The organism is Burkholderia sp. NRF60-BP8, assembly GCF_001522585.2.
Classification (GTDB): domain Bacteria; phylum Pseudomonadota; class Gammaproteobacteria; order Burkholderiales; family Burkholderiaceae; genus Burkholderia.
Genome location: NZ_CP013374.1, coordinates 532,037 through 550,383, shown reverse-complemented (window position 1 = coordinate 550,383; position 18,347 = coordinate 532,037). Strand labels below are relative to the sequence as shown.

General features: G+C 66.6%; 21 protein-coding genes. 13 read left to right on the top strand and 8 right to left on the bottom strand.

The features are described 5' to 3' along the window. Positions 1–8: 8 nt before the first annotated feature. The 3 genes from WS54_RS32075 (at position 9) to WS54_RS32065 (ending at position 3,124) form a co-directional block, all read left to right on the top strand. Positions 9–854 (top strand): MBL fold metallo-hydrolase, encoded by an 846-nt coding sequence (locus WS54_RS32075; protein WP_059782034.1) that lies wholly within the window; start codon positions 9–11, stop codon positions 852–854. 103 nt (positions 855–957) lie between these two features. Further along, positions 958–1,368 carry a VOC family protein gene (locus WS54_RS34335; RefSeq protein WP_059781870.1) on the top strand — a complete coding sequence of 137 codons (411 nt, stop codon included), beginning with the start codon at positions 958–960 and terminating at the stop codon, positions 1,366–1,368. Positions 1,369–1,558: 190 nt separating this feature from the next. After that, positions 1,559–3,124: a methyl-accepting chemotaxis protein gene (locus WS54_RS32065; protein ID WP_059781869.1), complete on the top strand. Its 1,566-nt coding sequence runs from the start codon at positions 1,559–1,561 to the stop codon at positions 3,122–3,124. A gap of 9 nt (positions 3,125–3,133) precedes the next feature. Here the strand turns inward: WS54_RS32065 and WS54_RS32060 are convergent, their stop codons facing one another. Beyond that, positions 3,134–3,541 carry a DUF3224 domain-containing protein gene (locus WS54_RS32060; RefSeq protein WP_034208940.1) on the bottom strand — a complete coding sequence of 136 codons (408 nt, stop codon included), beginning with the start codon at positions 3,539–3,541 and terminating at the stop codon, positions 3,134–3,136. 313 nt (positions 3,542–3,854) lie between these two features. Here WS54_RS32060 and WS54_RS32055 point away from each other — a divergent pair, with 313 nt between their 5' ends. Further along, positions 3,855–5,117, top strand: a complete 1,263-nt coding sequence (locus WS54_RS32055) for a saccharopine dehydrogenase family protein (protein ID WP_059781867.1) — start codon at positions 3,855–3,857, stop codon at positions 5,115–5,117. Positions 5,118–5,123: 6 nt separating this feature from the next. Here WS54_RS32055 and WS54_RS32050 read toward each other — a convergent pair whose 3' ends face one another. Next, the gene (locus tag WS54_RS32050) at positions 5,124–6,047 is read right to left on the bottom strand and encodes a LysR substrate-binding domain-containing protein (protein ID WP_059781865.1); all 924 of its coding nucleotides are present in this window, start codon (positions 6,045–6,047) and stop codon (positions 5,124–5,126) included. A 132-nt stretch (positions 6,048–6,179) separates the two neighbouring features. Here WS54_RS32050 and WS54_RS32045 point away from each other — a divergent pair, with 132 nt between their 5' ends. Further along, on the top strand, positions 6,180–6,812 hold the full coding sequence (locus WS54_RS32045) for an FMN-dependent NADH-azoreductase (RefSeq protein WP_059781863.1): 633 nt from the start codon (positions 6,180–6,182) through the stop codon (positions 6,810–6,812). 33 nt (positions 6,813–6,845) lie between these two features. On the opposite strand, the gene WS54_RS32040 is transcribed toward WS54_RS32045, so the two are convergent. Then, complete coding sequence (locus tag WS54_RS32040; RefSeq protein ID WP_059781861.1) at positions 6,846–7,463, bottom strand: LysE family translocator; 618 nt, start codon at positions 7,461–7,463, stop codon at positions 6,846–6,848. 67 nt (positions 7,464–7,530) lie between these two features. Between WS54_RS32040 and WS54_RS32035 the strand changes: the two genes are divergently transcribed. Next, positions 7,531–8,454, top strand: a complete 924-nt coding sequence (locus WS54_RS32035) for a LysR family transcriptional regulator (RefSeq protein WP_059781860.1) — start codon at positions 7,531–7,533, stop codon at positions 8,452–8,454. 61 nt (positions 8,455–8,515) lie between these two features. On the opposite strand, the gene WS54_RS33830 is transcribed toward WS54_RS32035, so the two are convergent. Further along, on the bottom strand, positions 8,516–8,890 hold the full coding sequence (locus tag WS54_RS33830) for a hypothetical protein (protein WP_155294496.1): 375 nt from the start codon (positions 8,888–8,890) through the stop codon (positions 8,516–8,518). 126 nt (positions 8,891–9,016) lie between these two features. Between WS54_RS33830 and WS54_RS32030 the strand changes: the two genes are divergently transcribed. Next, positions 9,017–9,349, top strand: coding sequence for a cupin domain-containing protein (locus WS54_RS32030; protein WP_059781858.1), 333 nt, complete (start codon positions 9,017–9,019; stop codon positions 9,347–9,349). Positions 9,350–9,521: 172 nt separating this feature from the next. Here WS54_RS32030 and WS54_RS32025 read toward each other — a convergent pair whose 3' ends face one another. Further along, positions 9,522–9,821, bottom strand: a complete 300-nt coding sequence (locus WS54_RS32025) for an H-NS histone family protein (RefSeq protein ID WP_034208947.1) — start codon at positions 9,819–9,821, stop codon at positions 9,522–9,524. Between the two features lie 227 nt (positions 9,822–10,048). Between WS54_RS32025 and WS54_RS32020 the strand changes: the two genes are divergently transcribed. Together WS54_RS32020 and WS54_RS33825 are read left to right on the top strand one after the other, a co-directional pair. After that, entirely contained in the window at positions 10,049–10,537 is a 489-nt protein-coding gene (locus tag WS54_RS32020) for a RidA family protein (RefSeq protein ID WP_034208948.1), read from the top strand. A gap of 6 nt (positions 10,538–10,543) precedes the next feature. Beyond that, positions 10,544–10,840, top strand: coding sequence for a hypothetical protein (locus WS54_RS33825; protein ID WP_159086717.1), 297 nt, complete (start codon positions 10,544–10,546; stop codon positions 10,838–10,840). Here WS54_RS33825 and WS54_RS32010 read toward each other — a convergent pair. Next, positions 10,804–11,862 carry an NAD-dependent epimerase/dehydratase family protein gene (locus WS54_RS32010; RefSeq protein WP_179955229.1) on the bottom strand — a complete coding sequence of 353 codons (1,059 nt, stop codon included), beginning with the start codon at positions 11,860–11,862 and terminating at the stop codon, positions 10,804–10,806. The two genes, WS54_RS33825 and WS54_RS32010, sit on opposite strands and share 37 nt — an antisense overlap. A gap of 248 nt (positions 11,863–12,110) precedes the next feature. Here WS54_RS32010 and WS54_RS34070 point away from each other — a divergent pair, with 248 nt between their 5' ends. The 4 genes from WS54_RS34070 to WS54_RS31990 all read left to right on the top strand — a co-directional run bounded on the left by WS54_RS34070 (position 12,111) and on the right by WS54_RS31990 (position 15,628). Further along, positions 12,111–12,515, top strand: coding sequence for a hypothetical protein (locus WS54_RS34070; protein ID WP_179950229.1), 405 nt, complete (start codon positions 12,111–12,113; stop codon positions 12,513–12,515). Between the two features lie 104 nt (positions 12,516–12,619). Further along, the gene (locus tag WS54_RS32000) at positions 12,620–13,672 is read left to right on the top strand and encodes an ankyrin repeat domain-containing protein (protein WP_082725103.1); all 1,053 of its coding nucleotides are present in this window, start codon (positions 12,620–12,622) and stop codon (positions 13,670–13,672) included. Between the two features lie 338 nt (positions 13,673–14,010). Continuing rightward, positions 14,011–14,262, top strand: coding sequence for a hypothetical protein (locus tag WS54_RS31995; RefSeq protein WP_034208950.1), 252 nt, complete (start codon positions 14,011–14,013; stop codon positions 14,260–14,262). A gap of 391 nt (positions 14,263–14,653) precedes the next feature. Continuing rightward, positions 14,654–15,628 (top strand): helix-turn-helix transcriptional regulator, encoded by a 975-nt coding sequence (locus WS54_RS31990; RefSeq protein ID WP_230624949.1) that lies wholly within the window; start codon positions 14,654–14,656, stop codon positions 15,626–15,628. A 35-nt stretch (positions 15,629–15,663) separates the two neighbouring features. Here the strand turns inward: WS54_RS31990 and WS54_RS31985 are convergent, their stop codons facing one another. Both WS54_RS31985 and WS54_RS31980 read right to left on the bottom strand, forming a co-directional pair. Then, complete coding sequence (locus WS54_RS31985; RefSeq protein ID WP_034208952.1) at positions 15,664–15,858, bottom strand: hypothetical protein; 195 nt, start codon at positions 15,856–15,858, stop codon at positions 15,664–15,666. 90 nt (positions 15,859–15,948) lie between these two features. Further along, positions 15,949–18,114 (bottom strand): glycoside hydrolase family 28 protein, encoded by a 2,166-nt coding sequence (locus WS54_RS31980; RefSeq protein ID WP_059781856.1) that lies wholly within the window; start codon positions 18,112–18,114, stop codon positions 15,949–15,951. Positions 18,115–18,347 lie beyond the last annotated feature (233 nt).

The following is an 18,347-nucleotide window of genomic DNA, read 5'->3' as shown; positions in this document are numbered from 1 at the left end:
GCAGCATGATGTCCAACGTTACGTTTCCCTGCCAGCGTGTCGGGGATTTCACGATCACCGCGATCAGCGACGGCTATCTCACGGCCAGCCTCGATTTCCTGTCGAATATCGACGTGGCCGACGCTGCCGGCATGCAGCACGCGGCCGGGCAGCAGGCGCCGTCCGCCGTGCATATCAACTGCTACGTCGTGCGCGGCGCGGGCCGCACGATTCTCGTCGATGCAGGGGCCGGCGGCATCAGGCAATGGGGCGGCCGTCTGCAGGACAACTTACGGTTGGCCGGCATCGATCCCGGCGCGATCGACACCGTCCTGCTCACGCACGCCCATCCCGACCACATTGGCGGGCTGACGAATGCCGCCGGACACGTTGCGTTTCCGAATGCGGAGCTGCTCGCGCATCGACGCGAGGTCGCGTTCTGGCGCGACGACGGCAATCTGAGCCGCGCCAGCGAGCGCGCCCGCGGCAATTTCCGGATCGCGCGTCAGGCATTCGACGCTTACGGCGACGCGCTTCGGACCTTCGACGCAGGCGAGGTGCTGCCCGGAATCGCTGCCATCCCGCTACCGGGGCATACCGACGGGCATACCGGCTATGTGCTCGAATCCGGCGATCGGGGCCTGCTCGTGTGGGGCGACATCGTGCATTTCCCGCACATCCAGATCAAGCGGCCGGACGTCTCGATTGCGTTCGACCAGGATGCGTCGCAGGCGGCGACGACGCGTGCACGGCTGCTCGACCGGGCCAGCTCGGAAGGGCTGCTGATCGCCGGCATGCATCTGGGGGAACCCGGGTTCGCGCGAATCGGGCGAACCAACGGCGAATACCGCCTCATTTACGAGACCGACGCGTGAAGCGAGGCACGGAAACGTTCGAGATCGATACCGCGCGCCCGCTTTGCAGGCTGCCGTTCGAGGAGGACAATCCAGCCTGAAATCTCGCCGGAGGTCACACATCATGGCTTCGTTCCAACCCGATGGATGGCATACCGTCACGCCGCGGATCGTCGTGCCGGATCCGCGCAACCTGATCGCCTTCATCCGCGCGGTGTTCGACGCAGAAGGCGAATGCCGTGCCGGCTTGCCTGCCGAGATCCGGATCGGCGACTCCGTCGTGATGGTCAGCGACGGAGGCGGCCTGCGCGATCCGATGCCGGCGTTTCTGTACGTGTATGTTCCGAACACGGACTCCACCTATCGACGGGCGCTCGCGGCGCAAGCGATCCCGCTCGAAGCGCCCGCCGACATGCCGTACGGCGACCGGCGGGCGATGGTGAGGGACGCGTGGGGAAACGTCTGGCAGATCGCCACGCACCAGCGTGACCTGTCGGCCGACGAGATTCGCGCGAGGCTCGGCGACGGCGGCTAGTCGCGCTACCTCGGTTCTCCCTCTGTCGCAATCGTCAAGATTCGCGTCGCATGCGGGTAAAAGCCGCCCGTTCCCCGCGTCGTTAACCCGTTCGCAGCCCCGCGTCCGGTATTGCGCCACGGCGCGCGTCGTTCGTGTTCCGGAATTCACCTCCGCCGCTGGCCGTGCCCGGCCGGCTCAAGGGAACGTCATGCGAAAACAACTCACTATCCGTGGTGGACTCGTCGCGACCATCGCCGGTTATACCGTGCTGCTCGTGCTGGTGGTCGGCGCCTGCATCGCGGCCCTTTACATCGGCAACGGCTCGCTCGAGGCGATGTACCGCGACGACACCGCGTCGCTGCTGCACCTGAAGACCAGTTCCGAGCGGATGCTGGTGTTGCGCGAACGCATGAGCGACGTCGCGCAGATCATCAGCGCCGGCCAGCCCGCGAAGGAGGAGATCGCGCAACTTCACGCGCTGCTCAAGCAGAGCAACGACGAACTGGATGCGTACACACGCCTGCATGCGCGCGACGCCGGCGAGCAGGCACTGTTCGACACGTTGCAGGAGCGCCGGCGCACGCTGCTCGACCGGGTGTTCCTGAAGGCGCTGTCGCAGCTCGACGGCGACGACGCATTCAACTTCCTCGACACGCAGCGCACCGCGCCGCCGGCGTTGTTCGCGGCCTACCAGACGGCGATCGACGCGCTCGAGTCGTTCCAGGTCACGCGCCAGAAGGCTCGCTACGATGCGGCCGGCATGCATTTCCACCGGATCGTGTGGGGGATGGGGGCGGTCGCGGTGCTGGCGCTCGTCGTCGGGTTCGTGGCCCAGCGCGTGCTCGCGAAGGCGATCATCGAGCCGATCAACGTCGCGGTCGAGCAGTTCGAAAAAATCGCGAAAGGCGACCTGACCGGCGCGGTCGTCGTCCCGGGCGAGAATGAAATGGCGTATCTGCTGAATGCGCTGAAGCGGATGCAGGACGGCCTCGTCGATACGGTGAGCCAGGTGCGCGCGAGCACCGAGACGATCGTCGGCGACGTGCGCACGATCGCGAGCGGCAACGTCGACCTGTCCACGCGTACCGAGCAGCAGGCCGTGTCGCTGCAGCAGGCGGCCGCGAGCGTCGAGCAACTGACGGCGGCCGTGCGCCAGAACGCGGACAACGCGCGCGACGCGCGCACGTACGTCGAGGGCGCGGCCCGCATCGCGTCGCGCGGCGGCGAAGCGATGCAGCGCGTCGTCGAGACGATGTCGGAGATTTCGCACAGCTCCACGCGCATCTCCGGCATCGTCGGCGTGATCGAGAGCATTGCGTTTCAGACGAACATCCTCGCGTTGAACGCCGCCGTCGAAGCTGCGCGTGCGGGCGAGCAGGGGCGCGGGTTCGCGGTGGTCGCCACCGAGGTGCGCGAGCTCGCACAGCGCTGTGCCGCGGCGGCGAAGGAAATTCGCGACCTGATCGGCCAATCCGTGCGACGCGTCGAAGACGGCAGCGGCCTCGTCGCGCGGGCCGGCTCGGCGATGGCCGAGCTCGTCGCGGCGGTCGAGCGGGTGAACGCGATCATGGGCGAAACCAGCCAGGCATTCGACGAGCAGTCGTCGGGCATCGAGCAGGTGAACGCCGCGGTGATCCAGATGGAGCAGACGATGCAGCGCAATGCCGCGCTGGTCGAGGAAGCGGCGGCCGCGGCGCTGTCGCTCGACGAACAGGGCGCGCGGTTGAGCGCGGCGGTTGCGCAGTTCCGTCTGCGCGACGCGGCGCTCGCGTGACGTGCGCGTTTATTGCGGCGCGTCCGGCAACGCGTAGTCGAAGCGGTACGCATGCCGGCCGTCGTCGATGTCGATGCGCATCGCGCCGGACAGGCCGAGCAGTTCGTCCGTTCCGGAATCGGGCACGACCGTGATCGACTGCGTCGGCTGCCCGCGCGTCATGGTGGAGCTGTGCTGCAGGACGAAGCTGCCCTTGCGTCCGCCGAGCACGCCTTCGACGGTTTCCATCGCCACGTAGCCGGCCGACCCCTGAACGCTGCTGCGAAACGCGAGCATTTCTCCGTGGCTGACGGCTTCCAGATCGCCGTGAAAATGCTTGTCCAGCGACAGGCGGCCGAGTCCGCTGTTCTCCGCGACGCGACTCAAGGGTTCCGGATTCAGCTTCACTTCGAACGGACCGCTGGCCTGCAGTTTCATGACTGTTTTCCTCGTCGAATGGGCAGTCGACACTATAAGCGAACGCCGTCGACGGTGGGCCGATCGCGGTGCGTCAGTCGTCCTTCGTGAGCCCGACTGGCCACGCCTACCGCCTGATGATCCGGCGACGAAACCGCTGCGGCCATCGGGCCGCGCCACCGCCGTCCGACATATTCCTCTACTCGTCACCTTGACCTTGAAGCCGACTTGAAGCTTAGAGTGCTTGCTGGCGGCAGCGGCAGGCTTCGGATCTCGCGTGCCGCGGTCTAACGATACGGATACGTGCGACGTGCGCGCACGGAAGGAGTCGTCCATGCCCCAACCGACCTACGATCTCGTCGTATTCGGCGCCACCAGTTTCGTCGGGCAGATCCTGACCCGTTACCTGTCCGATTATCTGTCCGGCGCGGCCGCCGGTGCCGGCGACACGCTGCGCTGGGCGATCGCGGGCCGGTCCGACGCGAAGCTCAGGCAGGTCCGGGATACGCTCGGCGCGGCCGGGCAATCCGTGCCGATCATCGTTGCCGACGCGGCCGACGAAACGCAGCTGCGGGCGCTGTGCGCGCAAACGCGGGTGGTCGTGTCCACCGTCGGCCCTTACGCGCTGTACGGAGAGCCGCTGGTTCGGGTCTGCGCGCAAACCGGCACCGACTACTGCGACCTCACCGGCGAGACGCAGTGGATCCGGCGGATGATCGACAGGTACGAGCCCGCAGCCCGGCAATCGGGCGCGCGGATCGTGCATTGCTGCGGCTTCGATTCGGTGCCGTCGGACATGGGCGTCTTCTTCCTGCAGCAGCAGGCGCGGCGACAGTGGGGCGAACCGGCCGCGCACGTGAAGATGCGCGTCAAGACGTTGAAGGGCGGTGCGTCGGGCGGCACCGTGGCCAGCGTGATCAACGTCGTGCGCGAAGCGGCGGCCGATCCGGCATTGCGTCGGGAGCTGCTCGATCCTTATTCGTTGTGTCCGCAACGGCATGGTTTCACGGTGCGGCAGCATGCGGTCCGGTCCGCCGAATTCGATCGCGACTGCGATACGTGGATCGCGCCGTTCGTGATGGCGGCGATCAACGAGCGCGTCGTTCACCGCTCCAATGCGCTGGCGGACGATGCGTACGGCAACCGCTTCACCTACGACGAAGCCGTGATGACGGGCACGGGCCTGAAGGGGCGCATGATCGCGCTGGCAATGGTGGCGGGCCTCGGCGCATTCATGGTCGGCGTCCTCGTCGGGCCGGTGCGCGGCCTGATGGCGCGCTTCCTGCTGCCGAAGCCGGGCGAGGGGCCGAGCATCGACGCCCAACAGGCCGGCCGCTACGATTTGCGCTTCTTCGGCCGCGCCGAAGACGGGCGTACCTTGCGTGTGAAAGTCACCGGCGATCGCGATCCCGGCTACGGCTCCACCGGCAAGATGCTCGGTCAGGCCGCGATCGGTCTCGCGCTCGATTGCCACAGCGACGGCGTGAAGACCGGGCGCGGCGGCGGTTTCTGGACGCCGGCGACGATGTTCGACGAACGCTATATCGAGTGTCTGGTTCGCCATGCCGGGTTGCGTTTCGAGGTGATTCGACCGTAGTTCGCGTCAGCCATTCGAGCCGGGCGTCGTCGTCGTGGACGCCCGGCGGCGACGCTTGCGGCTGCCGTTGCCCGCGCCCGTACGGGCAGCCGTCTCGTCCAGAATCGTCGCGGCGAATTCGGTCGCCGCGGGCATCCGCGCGTCGTGCATCATCACGAATTCCATCTCCGGCAGCGCCGGCAAACCTTCGGCCAAGCCCAATTCGCGGAGCGTGTCGTCGATCGCGCTGCGCGGCACGGGCGCGATCGCGATGCCGGCCCGTGCGAAGGTCCGGATGCCGGTCACGCTCGGGCTTTCGCACGCGATCCGGTAGCGCATGCCGGCCAGTGTGAGCGCCTTGATGGCGGCGCCGCGGTACGGGCACGGATCGGGGAAGCACGCGAGCGGCACGTCGCCTTCCGGAAGCGGCTCGTGGCGCGCGAACGCCCAGGCGAGCGGCTCTCGCCACAACGTCGCGCCGTGGCCCGAGTGCGAACACCGGCTGCCGATCACGAGATCGAATTCGCCGTTGGCGTGCCGTCGAAACAGACTGTCGCCGATGTCGACGACCAGATCCAGCCGCAGGCCGCGCCGCGCGGCGCCGTGGCGGCGCATCAAATCCGCAAGCCAGCCGCCTGCGAAGTCCTCCGACACGCCGATCCGCAGCTTGACGTCGACGGTGTCACCCGTTCCCAGCCTGGCCCGTGCTTCCTCGCTCAGATTGAGCATCGCCCGCGCGTAGCCAAGCAGCGTCTCGCCATGCGCGGTCAGCGTCACGCTGCGCGTATTGCGCACGAGCAGCGCCTGCCCGACCTGGTCCTCGAGGCGAACGATCTGCGCGCTGACCGCGGACTGGCTGAGGTTCAGCCGCCGCCCGGCGCGGGTGAAGCTGCGTACGTCGGCAACCGCAACGAAGGTATGAAGCAGCGCCGTATCGAGAGGAGGGTTCATTCATCACTAATCCGGGTTAATTCGATCAATTAATATCGTTTCCGGATTATAGGCCGGCCGGATAGGCTGTGAAGCGCGGTGGGCGAGCGCGCATCGGGCGCGCCGTCGTCACCCTTGGCAAGGACCGGCGCCATGACACGCGTGCTCTATATCGAAGGCTCACCCAACAAGGCTCATTCGGCGTCCATCGAGGTGTGCGATGCGTTTCTCGACGCGTACCGGCATGCCCATCCCGATCACGAGATCCGCACGCTCGATGTCTGGGATCTGCCGATGCCCGAATTCGACGGTGCCGCGCTGGCCGCGAAATATGCGGGGCTGGGCGGCACGGCGTTGACGCCGGAGCAGGCGGCGGCGTGGCAGCAGATCGAACGGCTTGCGGCGCCGTTTCACGAAGCGGACAAATTCCTGTTCGGCGTGCCGCTGTGGAATTTCAGTATTCCGTACAAGCTCAAGCACCTGATCGACGTGATCTCGCAGAAGGACGTGTTGTTCACGTTCGACGCAGCGGGGTTTGCCGGCAAGCTGGCCGGCAAAAAGGCGGCGGTGGTCTACGCACGCGGGCTCGCCTACCAGTCGCCGGGGTCGTTTACGCCGGCCGCCGAGTTCGATCTGCAGCGCCCTTACATGGAAACGTGGCTCAAGTTCGTGGGCGTGACGGACGTTACCGGAATCGTCGTCGAGCGCACGTTGTTCGGTGCGGACGGGAAGGTCGATCGGCGCCGGGCGATCGACGACGCACGGGCGATCGCGCGGACGTTCTGACGTGCCGGCGCCGCGCATCCGGCGCGGGTGGCGTCAGCGCCCGCCCCGGGCGATGGCGAGTGCGACGCCGAAGCCCACCAGCAGGCATCCGAACGTACGATCGATCCAGTGCCGCAGCGACAGCAGGCGATCGCGGACAGCCGTGGCCGAGAAACAGCAGGCCACGAGGCTGAACCAGCCGGCATGGGCGGCCGCGATGAACGCGCCGTAGCCGATCTGCACGATCAACGACGTGTCGGGCCGGACTGCCTGCATGAACAGGCTGACGATGAACACCGTGGTTTTGGGATTCAGCGCATTGGTCAGAAAGCCCGTGCGCAGCGCGGCGAGATCGGACAGCGGCGCCACGGCGGTGTCGGCTTGCACGCCGCCGGCTTTCGTCATGAGCATCCTTGCGCCGAGGTAGACCAGGTAGATCGCGCCGATCAGCTTGACGGTATCGAAGAGCCACGCCGACTGACGAATCAGCAGCCCGACGCCCAGCAGCGTGTAGCTCACGTGAACGATGACGCCGAGCCCGATCCCGCATGCGGTGAGTACGCCGGAACGACGCGACAGCATCAGGCTGTTGCGCGTGACCATCGCGAAGTCCGGCCCCGGGCTGATGACGGCCAGCAGCGTGATGGTGACTACGACTATCAATTCGGTCATCGTGTCGCTCCTGCAGTGGATGTCTTGATGGCACAATCCTATTGATCGTGCTTCATCAGGAAAAACGATGATTTCTGACCAGAATGGTGAATTTGAATCACAATCGGTCCGTGCCGGCCTGCCGTCGCTGATGGCGCTGCGTTGTTTCGAGGCGGCGGCGCGTCACGAGCATTTCAGCCGCGCGGCCGACGAGCTGTGCCTGACCCATGGCGCGGTCAGTCGCGCGGTGCGTCTGCTCGAGGACGATCTGGGCGTCGCGCTGTTCGAGCGGCGCAGCCGTCGCGTGTTCCTGACCGAGGCGGGCCGCACCCTCGCCCAGGCCGTTCGTGACGGCCTGGGCCTGATGCGTCACGCCGCTCACGCCTTGCGTACCGACGCCGCCCGTGCGCGGCGTTCGGTCCTGTCGTGCGAGCCGACGCTCCTGATGCGCTGGCTGATGCCGCGCTGGCCGGATTTCCAGGCGCGGCATGCGGGCGTCGACATCCATCTGGCCGCCGCGGGCGGCCCGTTCTCGTTCGACAGCGGTATCGACATGGCGATTCGTCGCAACGATTTCGCGTGGCCGGCGGCGTATCACGCCGAGCATCTGTTCGCCGAACGCGTGGGGCCGGTTTGCCGGCCGGACAAGGTCGGTGCGTGGTTTGCGTCGCGTCGCGGTGCCCGCGCGTTGAAGCCCGACGCTGTGCGACTGCATACACGCACCCGGCCGGACGCATGGCATGCCTGGGCGGCGGCGGCGAATCAACCGGCCGCGAACGGGCGCGGGCAGCGGTTCGATCATTTCTACTTCAGTCTGCAGGCGGCCGTCGCGGGGCTGGGAGTCGCGATCGGACCGTGGCACCTGGTGCGCGACGACATCGAAAGCGGTGTGCTGGTTGCGCCGATGGGGTTCGTCGAGGATGGATCGGATTACTACCTGTTGACGCCGACGCCGGCGATGGACGGGAGCGCGCACGCGGCGTTGCTCGGATGGTTGAGGGCGATGGTCTGACGACGGCTGTCGGGCGCGCTTTCGAATGACCGGCCAAGCGCGTGCCCGGATGCGCGACGCATCAAGCGATCCCGCGCGCCGCGAAGGCCGGTACCTCATCGGCGCTCGCATCGATATCGACGCTCCCGGCAATATCGCCGCTCGTCGGGCAAACGCCACCTCGAATCGAAATAAAGCGTGAATGGACTTCCCGATGCTTGCTCATGCCGGCCAGCGAACGGAAAATGCATCGATCGGGACAGCGCGCTGCAAGCAGGATTGCCGAACTGCCGAGCCTACGTTTGCGCCTGATTGCCTGGGCCCGATGCTGCCGGGGCCGGCAGGATGTCGGCCGGCTTTTACCGGAAATGACGCGTGATGGTGCGCGCGTCGCTAAAAGAAAGCCGATGCGTGCTTTATCGTTGCAACGAATGAGCGCCGATGAAATCGTCGCCATTCTTCATCTTTTTGACATGGCTTTTAACGACGCGGGGCAAGCCAGGGCGCGTCAGGCTGCAGCGAATATTTCCCGTTGCCTTTAAATCCGCATCCTTTACCCGAAGATCGACGACGAGGCGAAGCCATGCAACTTCAAACCGGTAATTTATTCGCCGTCGACGGGCGGCGCGGCGGCGACGAGCGAATCGACAGGCTCGTCACGGGCCCGCGTGTAAACGTCGAGCGGATCGTATCGATGGGGCATGCGAGCCCGGACGGGTTCTGGTATGACGACCCGCGGGCCGAATGGGTCGTGCTGCTGTCCGGCGCGGCCGTGCTCGAATTCGAAGAGGATGCAACGCGGCTCGATATGCGCGCGGGAGATTACGTGCTGATCGAGCCGCATTGCCGTCATTGTGTCGCATGGACGCATGACGAAGTGCAAACCGTCTGGCTTGCCATCTATTACGAACGCTGAAGAAAGGATGGGCGTGCGGCACGATCGATGAATGGACTTGTGCGCGACACGCCGAGCGGGCAAAACCTCGTCTACCGGAGCGGCTTTGGAATACCGCCGGTATCGATGCGCCAATCCATGCCCAAATTGCCGGACAGCGTGTTGAATCACGCGCCGGCCCAGGCGGGCAATCTTATTCCTGGATCAGGAATCGATTGCGATTCTTCGCATCCTTGATCCATGCGGGCGCGCGACCGCGGCCCGACCAGGTCGCCCCGGTCTTCGGATCGCGATACTTCGCCTGCACGGGAGCGCCCGCCTGTCTGGCCGGCCGACCGCGACGCGTACCGAAAATGTCTTTTTCGGTGATGCCGTATTCCGCGACTTTGGTGCGGATGTCGTCGACGACCGCCTGGAATTCAGCGACGCGCGCTGCTTCGGCTTTCTCGGCCAAAGCATCCATTTGAGCTTTCAGTTCCTTGTAAGTTGCCATATATCACTCTTCAGGTTGTGTCCATACATGATAGCGGTTTCAACCGGAAATGACGAAGAAAATTGCGCCGACTACGAATTGCATTGCGGATATGGCAATGCACGACTGCTTCGAACACCTGAGAAGTCGTTTGATTGGATCGTTTGCGTCCGATCTTCTCATGCGGGACAAGCTTCGGAGACTCAATTATTCTTTATCTTTTTTCAGAAGGATTGGGGAATTCACTGATGAACAGGGATGACAAACTGAAACATGTCGCAGCCGAATTCGGATTCGATCCGGACGAAACGATCAGGATCGGCGGAAAGTACACGCCCGTCCTGGTCGACGGAAGGACGGCCTACGTCGCCGGCCAGATTCCGCGAATCGGCGAAGTCGTGCATTTCGTCGGCATCGTGGGCGAATCCGTTTCGCTGGACGACGGCCGCCGCGCGGCCGGCATTTCCGCACTGCGCGCGCTGGCGCTGATCCGCAAGCAGTGCGGCACGCTCGATGCGATCGCGACGGTGCCGCGCATGACCGTGTACGTGCGCAGCGCGCCCGGCTTCACGATGCAAAGCGAGGTGGCCGACGGCGCGTCGGACGTGTTGTATGCCGTGCTCGGCGACGCCGGCGTCCATACGCGCTCGTCTGTCGGCGTGCTGCAATTGCCGAAGGGCGCGTCGGTCGAAGCCGATTTCATTTTCGGGCTGAATCGCAGCGGCGCCGCCGGTTGACCGGGAATGGCCGCGCCGATCGGACGGGCCGCCTTGCGTCGATCGGCGCGCCGAGCGCGAGCGGGCGGCTTCGGGCGTCGTCCCGGTCCGTTCATCGAATGCACGGAAGAACGAATCCGGATCCCGGTAGTCGGGCAGGAAGGCGATCTGACCGGAGGGCAGGTTCGAGCGATCGAGGTCATGCCGCGCGAGCTTCGCGCGAACTACTGCCGGCAGGATTTTGAAGTTCGCGCCCTCGTCGCCGAGCGGACGCTGCGCGAAGCGGTTCATCGCCGCAATTGCCCGGTTTCGACGAGCTGCTGAAAGAAGTCGTTCATCGACTCGGCGAGCGGGCGATAGCGGATGCCCAGTTCGTTGCGGCTGCGGCTGTTGTCCGCGCGCCAGGGCAGCCCGACGTTGCGCGCGATCACGCGGCGCGTCACGCTCTTGTTCACGAGCGGGCCGACCAGCCACACCAGCCACTTCGGCAGGATGCGTCGCGGAATCGGATAGTCGGCGCCATACCGTTCCAGCAGCGTGGCGGCCATCGCCGGCAGGTTCGTGTCGTGCGCCGAGACGATGTAGCGGCCATTGGCGCTCGGCAGGAACGCCGCACGCAGGTGCGCGTCGGCCACGTCGCGGACATCCACCGCGCCCATGCCGAGATCCGGCACGCCGGCCTTCATCGTGCCGTCGCCCATCTGCCGCACGATCTCGAAGCTCTCCGACGTCGCGTACGGATTGATGCCGGGCCCGATCACGAGCGACGGATTGATGGTGACGAGATCCCAGCGTTGCTGCCGGCGGGCGATCTGCCACGCTTCGCGCTCGGCGACCGTCTTCGAATACGAATAGGGTTGATGGGCGAGCGACGAACTGGTGTTCCAGATTGCTTCGGTGAACATACCGTTGGGCGTCGCAGCGAGATCGGCGTTGTCGCCGTAGATCGCCGCGCAACTGCTGGTAAGCACGACGCGCCGCACCGACGGCGTGCGGTTGACCGTCTCGAGTACGTTGCGCGTGCCGAGCAACGCCGGATCGACCAGTTCCTTCTGCGGATCGCGAACGGTGACCGTGAATGGCGACGCGGTATGGAACACGATCGCGCAACCCGCCATCGCGTCCTCGTACGACCCGGGTTCGAGCAGGTCGGCGCGGAAATAGCGGATCGTGCCGGGCTTGCCGGCCGCGATGCGCTGGAGATGCTTCAGCTTGTCCGGGCTGTCGGGGTCGCGGACGGCCGCATGGACCGTCAGGCCGGCCTCGAGCAGACGCTGCACGAGCCAGCCGGCGACGTATCCGGTTGCGCCCGTCACCATGACGGGGCGGTCGGTATCGATGTCCATGGGCGGGATTCCGTTGCAGGGGAGATGCGCCATGATGCCGCCTTTTGCGCGTCGCTTCACGCGCCAGGCGCGTCGATCGACATGCAAGGCGCGACGGGCGGCACGATACCGGTGGCCCGCGGCGATGTTCGGGATCGCTGACGGTTCCGGATCCGGCGGACGGGCCGCGCGCCGGTTTGCCGACGGCCATTGACGCGCCGCGTCGGGTCCGATTACGCTCGTCTCCGATCTCATTTCGGGGCCGATCGATGAGCGACGACGCGACAGAAAAGGTGATCGAATTCGCCAGGCACGTAATCGGCTACATGCAATCCGCTTTTCCCGGCTGGCGCGAAGTTTACGTTTGCTTCAGCGCGCCGGGCGACGGGCAGTACGGCGTGCGTGCGTCATATGCGACGGCGGCCGGCGTCGAGCTGGTTTCGACCATGGAGCACCGCGATTTCATCGGCGGGATCATGCGCATTGGGCCGCAACTGCGCGACGCGCTCGCGAACGACGGCAGGACGTTCCGCGCCGCGCTGTTTCGTGCCAATGCCCGGTTTTCCTATCGAATGGATTACGACTGGAACGACGCCGCACGCTGGAAGATCACGAAGCTCGGCGGCGCATCCGGGCTCCCGGACGGGCTGGAGGCGCTGGAGCCGCTGGACTGACGGGTGCGGTCGGTTGCATGCGCACCGATGACGGATACAAAACCGCGTTATCACTTTGACGAATGGCCGACGATACGGACTCGATCGAAGGCAGGAGAGCCGCCATGCCGAAAGCAAAAAAGAAGCTGCTGCCGAAGGACTTCGACGCGCTGCTCGACGAAGGCGACATTGCGAAGCTTCAGGCGGTGTTCGACACCTGCGACGTGAATGCGCGCGGCGGCCCGAGCAAGCGGACCGCGCTGTCGTTCGACCGGTGTCCCGACGAGCTCGCACGCTGGCTCGTCGCGCACGGCGCGGATATCGGCGCAGCCGATGCGTACGGCAACACGGCATTGCACGTGCGTGTGCGCAGCCGGCGCAGCCGCTTCGACGTGCTGCTCGAACTCGGCGCGGACGTTCACGACGACGGCGCGTCGATCGGCACGCCGCTGCATGCGGCGGCCGACTCGCGTCATGCGTTGTCCGCGCGCCTGCTGCTCGAGCACGGCGCGCGCGTCGATGCATTGAACCGGGACGGCCAGACGCCGCTCGAGCGCGCCTTGCGCACCTGCGGCAATGCGGATCTCGTGCACATGGCGGCGCTCGCCGACGTGCTGCTCGGCGCCGGTGCGGCAAGGACGCCGCAGATGCAGGCCAGCGTCGCCGAAATCGGCGAGCGTTTCGAGTTCATGCGCGAGCGCTACAACCCGCAGGAGGTCGACGCGGCGAGCGCTGCGCTGGACCGCCTCTACACGCTGTTCGACGTGCCCCCGGCGCCGCGTCGCCGGCTGCACGACGGCCGCTCGCCGATCGTCGTCGCGGCCGGAACCTGGCAGCAACAGCATCAGGCATTGTGGACGCAACTGGTGCCGGGAACGGGGCACGCGGCGACGGTGCAGGGCGAACTCATCCGGATCTCGGGCCGCATCGCGCATGAACTCGAACACAACGGCGGCTGCAACTGGGACGCCGATTTCAGGAAGATGGCCGATGCGTTCGCGGCGATCGTGCGCACCGGCACGTCGCTGCCGGCGGCCGATCTGGCGGACATGGAGGCCGTCGTGCAGGACGTCAAGCGCCAATCCGGCGACCCGGCACAACTGTGCCGGCTCGCGGTGGCGTGGGTGCGCCTGAACCCCGATCCGCTCGAACTCGCGCCGCCGTCGTATCGTCGGTAGCGCGCGGCACCGTCGCCTTGCGGAGCCGGCCGTTACGGCTCCCCGGCGTTTCCGGAAGTCATCACCCGACCCATATCGGTCGGCATCCCCACTTTTGGGGATGCCGGCGCCGGGCGGTACGCCTACGATGATCAGCGAGGCACCGGGGACCGGATATCACCAGAACAATCGAGCAGGCCTGTCGTTCCGTGTCGGTCGCCGTGAACGTCCGCACAGTCGATTGACACAGTCGTCGCATACGCTGATGCGCAACGTATGCGGTGCGTCGTTGGCACCGCGAACGACGGCGCGTCGATGACGGAAGGCCTGATGTCGTATTTCGGGGAATCTCAATCACTATGCTCGCACGAGACTATGTGGAACGAGAGCTCTCGCACATTCAGCGCATGGTGGCGCTGTTGGACAGCGAGACGGACATCGACGACGTGTCGATGTCGGGGGCGGGGCGCGTCAGGCATCCGCGATACTGGCGTGGGCGTATCGAGGAACTGATGTCGACGCCCGACGTGCCGCGTCACGTCAGAAAGCTGAGCGAAGCGGTGCTCGCGAAGATCGACGAGATGGAAGTGCGGTTCGCGACGATGAAGTAAGTGCATCGTCGAGTCGGGCCGCGACACGCGTTTCATCGCGCCGCCGGCTGCGTCCTTCGAGCCGGATGCCCTCGCGTCGATCGACGCCGCGCAGGCCGCCGCGTGCGTCGACGCGGGTTGCGTTGCGCTATCGGAAACGGCCATTACGTCTGACGAGAAACGGTAACGAATGTGGTATTTCGACCAAACCCGCATCGGCGATTTGAACAATGAGGCCGATTGACTAAGATGCCCAAACGGCGTTCGACAAAAACGCACGGCGCGGGGTGGCCAGATGCAGATGAACGGATTGGTTTCGTCGGCATGGATCGATGACGTCTACGCTGCGGCACTGGGCGACCAACGATGGGAAACGGTGCTGGACGGGCTGCGTCGGTCGGTCGGCGTACGCATGGCCACACTGCTGTCGTTCGACGATGCGGCAAGGCTGCCGGCGATCGAGCAGGCGGCCGGCGACGATCCGTCATGGGTCGCCGCGTGCCACCACCGCTACAACACCGAGTTCTACCTGTACGACCCGGTCGTGCCGGTGGCTGCCGACTGGCCGGCAGGGCGCTGGTTCGAGGACGTCAAGCATCTGTCGGTGCGGCAGCGCACACATGGCGTGTTCTATCGGGAATTCATGCAGCCGTTCGGGCTTGGCGGCATCTCGGGCCTGTACATCCATCGCGGCGACGGTGCGGGCGCTTTCCTCAGCGTGCAGAGCGGCCCCGAATCGCACGGGCTGGCCGATGAGCAGCGTCGTGCCATCGAAATCATGGGCGCGCACATCAGCCGCGCGCTGCGCATCCACGCGCGCATCGGCGAGCTCGAAGCGCGCGTGGCCGCCGCGGAATCGGCGCTCGACGTGGTGCCGGTGCCGGTGTTCCTGCTCGGCGCGCAGCGCGAACTGCGCTATACGAACCGCGCGGCCGATCGACTGATCGCCGCCGAACCGGCGCTGCGGATCGTGAGCGGCCGTTTCGTGCCGGAAGGCTGCGTCGACGACGCGCAATGGCGGCATGCATTCGCACGCGGCGGGCTGTTGCTGCGTCGTGCGACCGGCGAGCCGCTGCCGCTTGCGCTGATTCCCGTTCCCGAACAGTCGCGCCTCGCGCGCGAACGGCCCGGCGTCGCGGTGCTGATGACGGGCGCCGACCTGCGTTCGCCGTCGGCGCGTGCGCAGCGCCTGCGCGTGTTCTACGGGCTGTCGTCGGCGGAAGCCGAGCTCGCGGTGCTGCTGTGCTGCGACGGGCGCTCGCCGCAGGAATGTGCGGCGCTGCGCGGCGTATCGATCGGCACGGTGCGCGCGCAGATCAAGTCGATCTACACGAAAACGGACGTGGCGCGCGCAGCCCAGCTCACGTCGCTGGTCATGCAGACCTGAGCGGCCAACGCGCGCCGCCGGGACTGCGTTTTTACCTAGCCGCCGCCGATTCCCTGCAGTATCTTGCCGGTCCCGCCGCAGACGGTGCATGGCTGGCCCTCCACGCGGCCGGTGCCGCGGCAGACGCGGCAGGTGTCCTCGCCGATGCCCGGCGCGTCGGCCGGGCCTTCGTCGCCGGCATTCGGCGAGGTAGGCGGATCGTGGGGCGCCGATGGCTTCGTGGTCGACATCGCAGGCTCCTTTTTCATTGCACGATGTCGCGGCGAGCATCGCGCGTGCCCGCCGGGCGGCACGCGCGACGGCGACGGAACGACCACGCGTTACAGCGCCGGCGCCCACGTCGACCCGAACGGGTTCGACTGGTCGATGCCCGGGAAGTCGATGAACGCCTTGCTGCAGTCGAGCACGCTGGCCGGATCGATCGCATGGACCGCGGCGCCGTCGACGACCACCCGGTTCGCAGCCGACGGGAACACCGGCAGATTCACGTTACGCAGCGTGAGGTTCGCGTCGGACGCGATCGTCGCGATGCCGTCGGGCGTATCGGCCACCACGTCGGTCAGCGACATCGCGAGCGGAAACGCCGGTTCGCCATAGCCCCCGGTGTTCGCCTCGAACCCCTGCAGCTTCACGCCGGCCGCGCCCTCGATCACGACGTTCGCAAGCGAGATGTCGTGGAAGTTCGGATACAGCGGGCCGCTCGCGGGCACGGCCTTCGTGCTGTAGTACGGCGTGAAAAGCAGCGCATTCTTCGCGTCGCGGATGCAGATGTTCGCGTAGTGGATGTTGCTCACTTCGCCGCCGCGCGCATAGTCGGACTTGATGCGCAGCCCTTCCTCCGAATCGCGAAACGAATTGTCGTACACCTGAACGTTGGTCACGCCGCCGTTGGTTTCGCTGCCGATCGAGATGCCGTGCCCCCAGTAGATATGGTTGTGCGCGATCGCGACGCCCCATTTGCGGTCGGCGCGCACGTCGCGATTGCCGTCGATGCCGAACAGCCCCGAGCCGGCCGGCGCCGGGTTGTTGCTGCCCTTGAGCGCGATGTCGTCGTCGCCGGTGCTCACGTAGTTGTATGCGAACACGAAGTTCTTCAGGTAGCCGTCGAACGAGATCGCGGCGGCGGACGTCGTCGTGCTGCCGGTCGACAGCGCCACCGACGTCGGCTTCGCCGCGGAGCCAGGGTCGAACGCGTCGGTGTTCTTCACGTTGTCCGCATTGAACGTCTGCCCGTTGTACAGCGGGTTGCCGTTGCCGGCCGGGTTCGCGAACGCGGCGAGCGTGGGCGTCTGCACCTTCACGTTCCAGATCGTCAGCCCGTCGACGCCGCTCGGCACCACGTGGAAGTTCGGGCTGTTGTTCAGCGTGATGCGGTACAGCGTGAGGTTCTTCGCGTAGTTGAACACCATCAGCCGGAAATTCGACTGCGAGCCGAAGCCGGTCGTGCCGTTCTGCACCATGTTGCCGAGATACGCGAGATCCCACCACGTCATGTTGCGCACCGTCGATTTCGAATCGACGACGGTGCCGCCGTCGTCGCACGCGGTGCCGTCGGGCGCCACGGTGCCGCTCTTGTAGGCCGCGTAGGTGTTCGAGCAGGTCAGGTCGACCTTCATCAGCGGGTATTTCGCGTCGGACGTCACGAGCTCCGCGTAGCCGCGGCCGTCGATCCGGCCGTCGCCGACCACCGCCGCGTTGACGAGGTTGGTGCCCGTGATCAGCGCGGCGCAGTTCGACGAGCTGCCGGCTTTCGTCGCGCTGACGGCCGTGTTGCCGCAGTACGGGCCGGCGGCGTTCGGCGAATACGCCTTCACGTCGCGCGACGCATACAGCGTGACGCCCTTGTCGATCCACAGCGTGACGCCGGACGGCAGCGTCAGCGGCCCGCTGATGAAGCCGTTGCCGGGTCCCGCGCGATTGACGACGAGCCGCACTGCGAACTTGCTCGCGCGGTACTTCGGCTTCGCGAGCGCCTCACCGGACGCGCCGGCGACGTTCGCGTTCGGCGCGGCAGCCGTCTTCTGCGCGGCGGTGGCCGCGGCGTCCGCCGCCGCGATCGTCGCGCCGACTTCGGCGTCGACGGCCGCGCCGCAGGCGTCGAGCGCGGCCTGGATGCGCGCCTGGTCGGGGTTGGCCGTCGCGGTCGACACGGCCTTGCCGACGCCGGCCGTCGACGGGTCGGCCTCCGGCGGCAGCGAGCCGTCGGGGCGGCTCACGAGCGTATTGGCGGCTTCGAGCGTGCTGCATACCTGCGTATCGGCGGGCAGCGCCGGCTCGGGCGGCAGGTTCGGGTCGACGGTCGTCGTGCCGACCTGGAACACGCTGGTCGCGGGCGGCGCGGTGGGCGCGGCGCCGCCGCCGGCACGCGTGTCGTCGCCGCCGCAGGCAGTGAGTGCCGCAGCGGTGGCGAGCAGCGCGGCGAGCAGGCCGAGCGCGCGCGGGCGGCGGTTCGGCCGGGCATGCGGCCGAGAAACGGGAAAGGTCATGACGGAGATCTCCTGAAGAGGCATCGGTTGCGCGATGTCGGGTTGGTATCGGGGCGTTCGGCGGCGCGTGTCCCGCGGCGCCAGCGGGCGGGCGATAGACGCGTTGCCGGCAAGATCGAAACGGGCGGTCGCGGCCGCCGGCGCGGGTCGTCGGTCGGGTGCCACGGGCGCCACGGGCGCGAATCGCGTCGTGCGGAATGCGTCGCGTGCAATGCGGCCGGCGCATGCTCGTG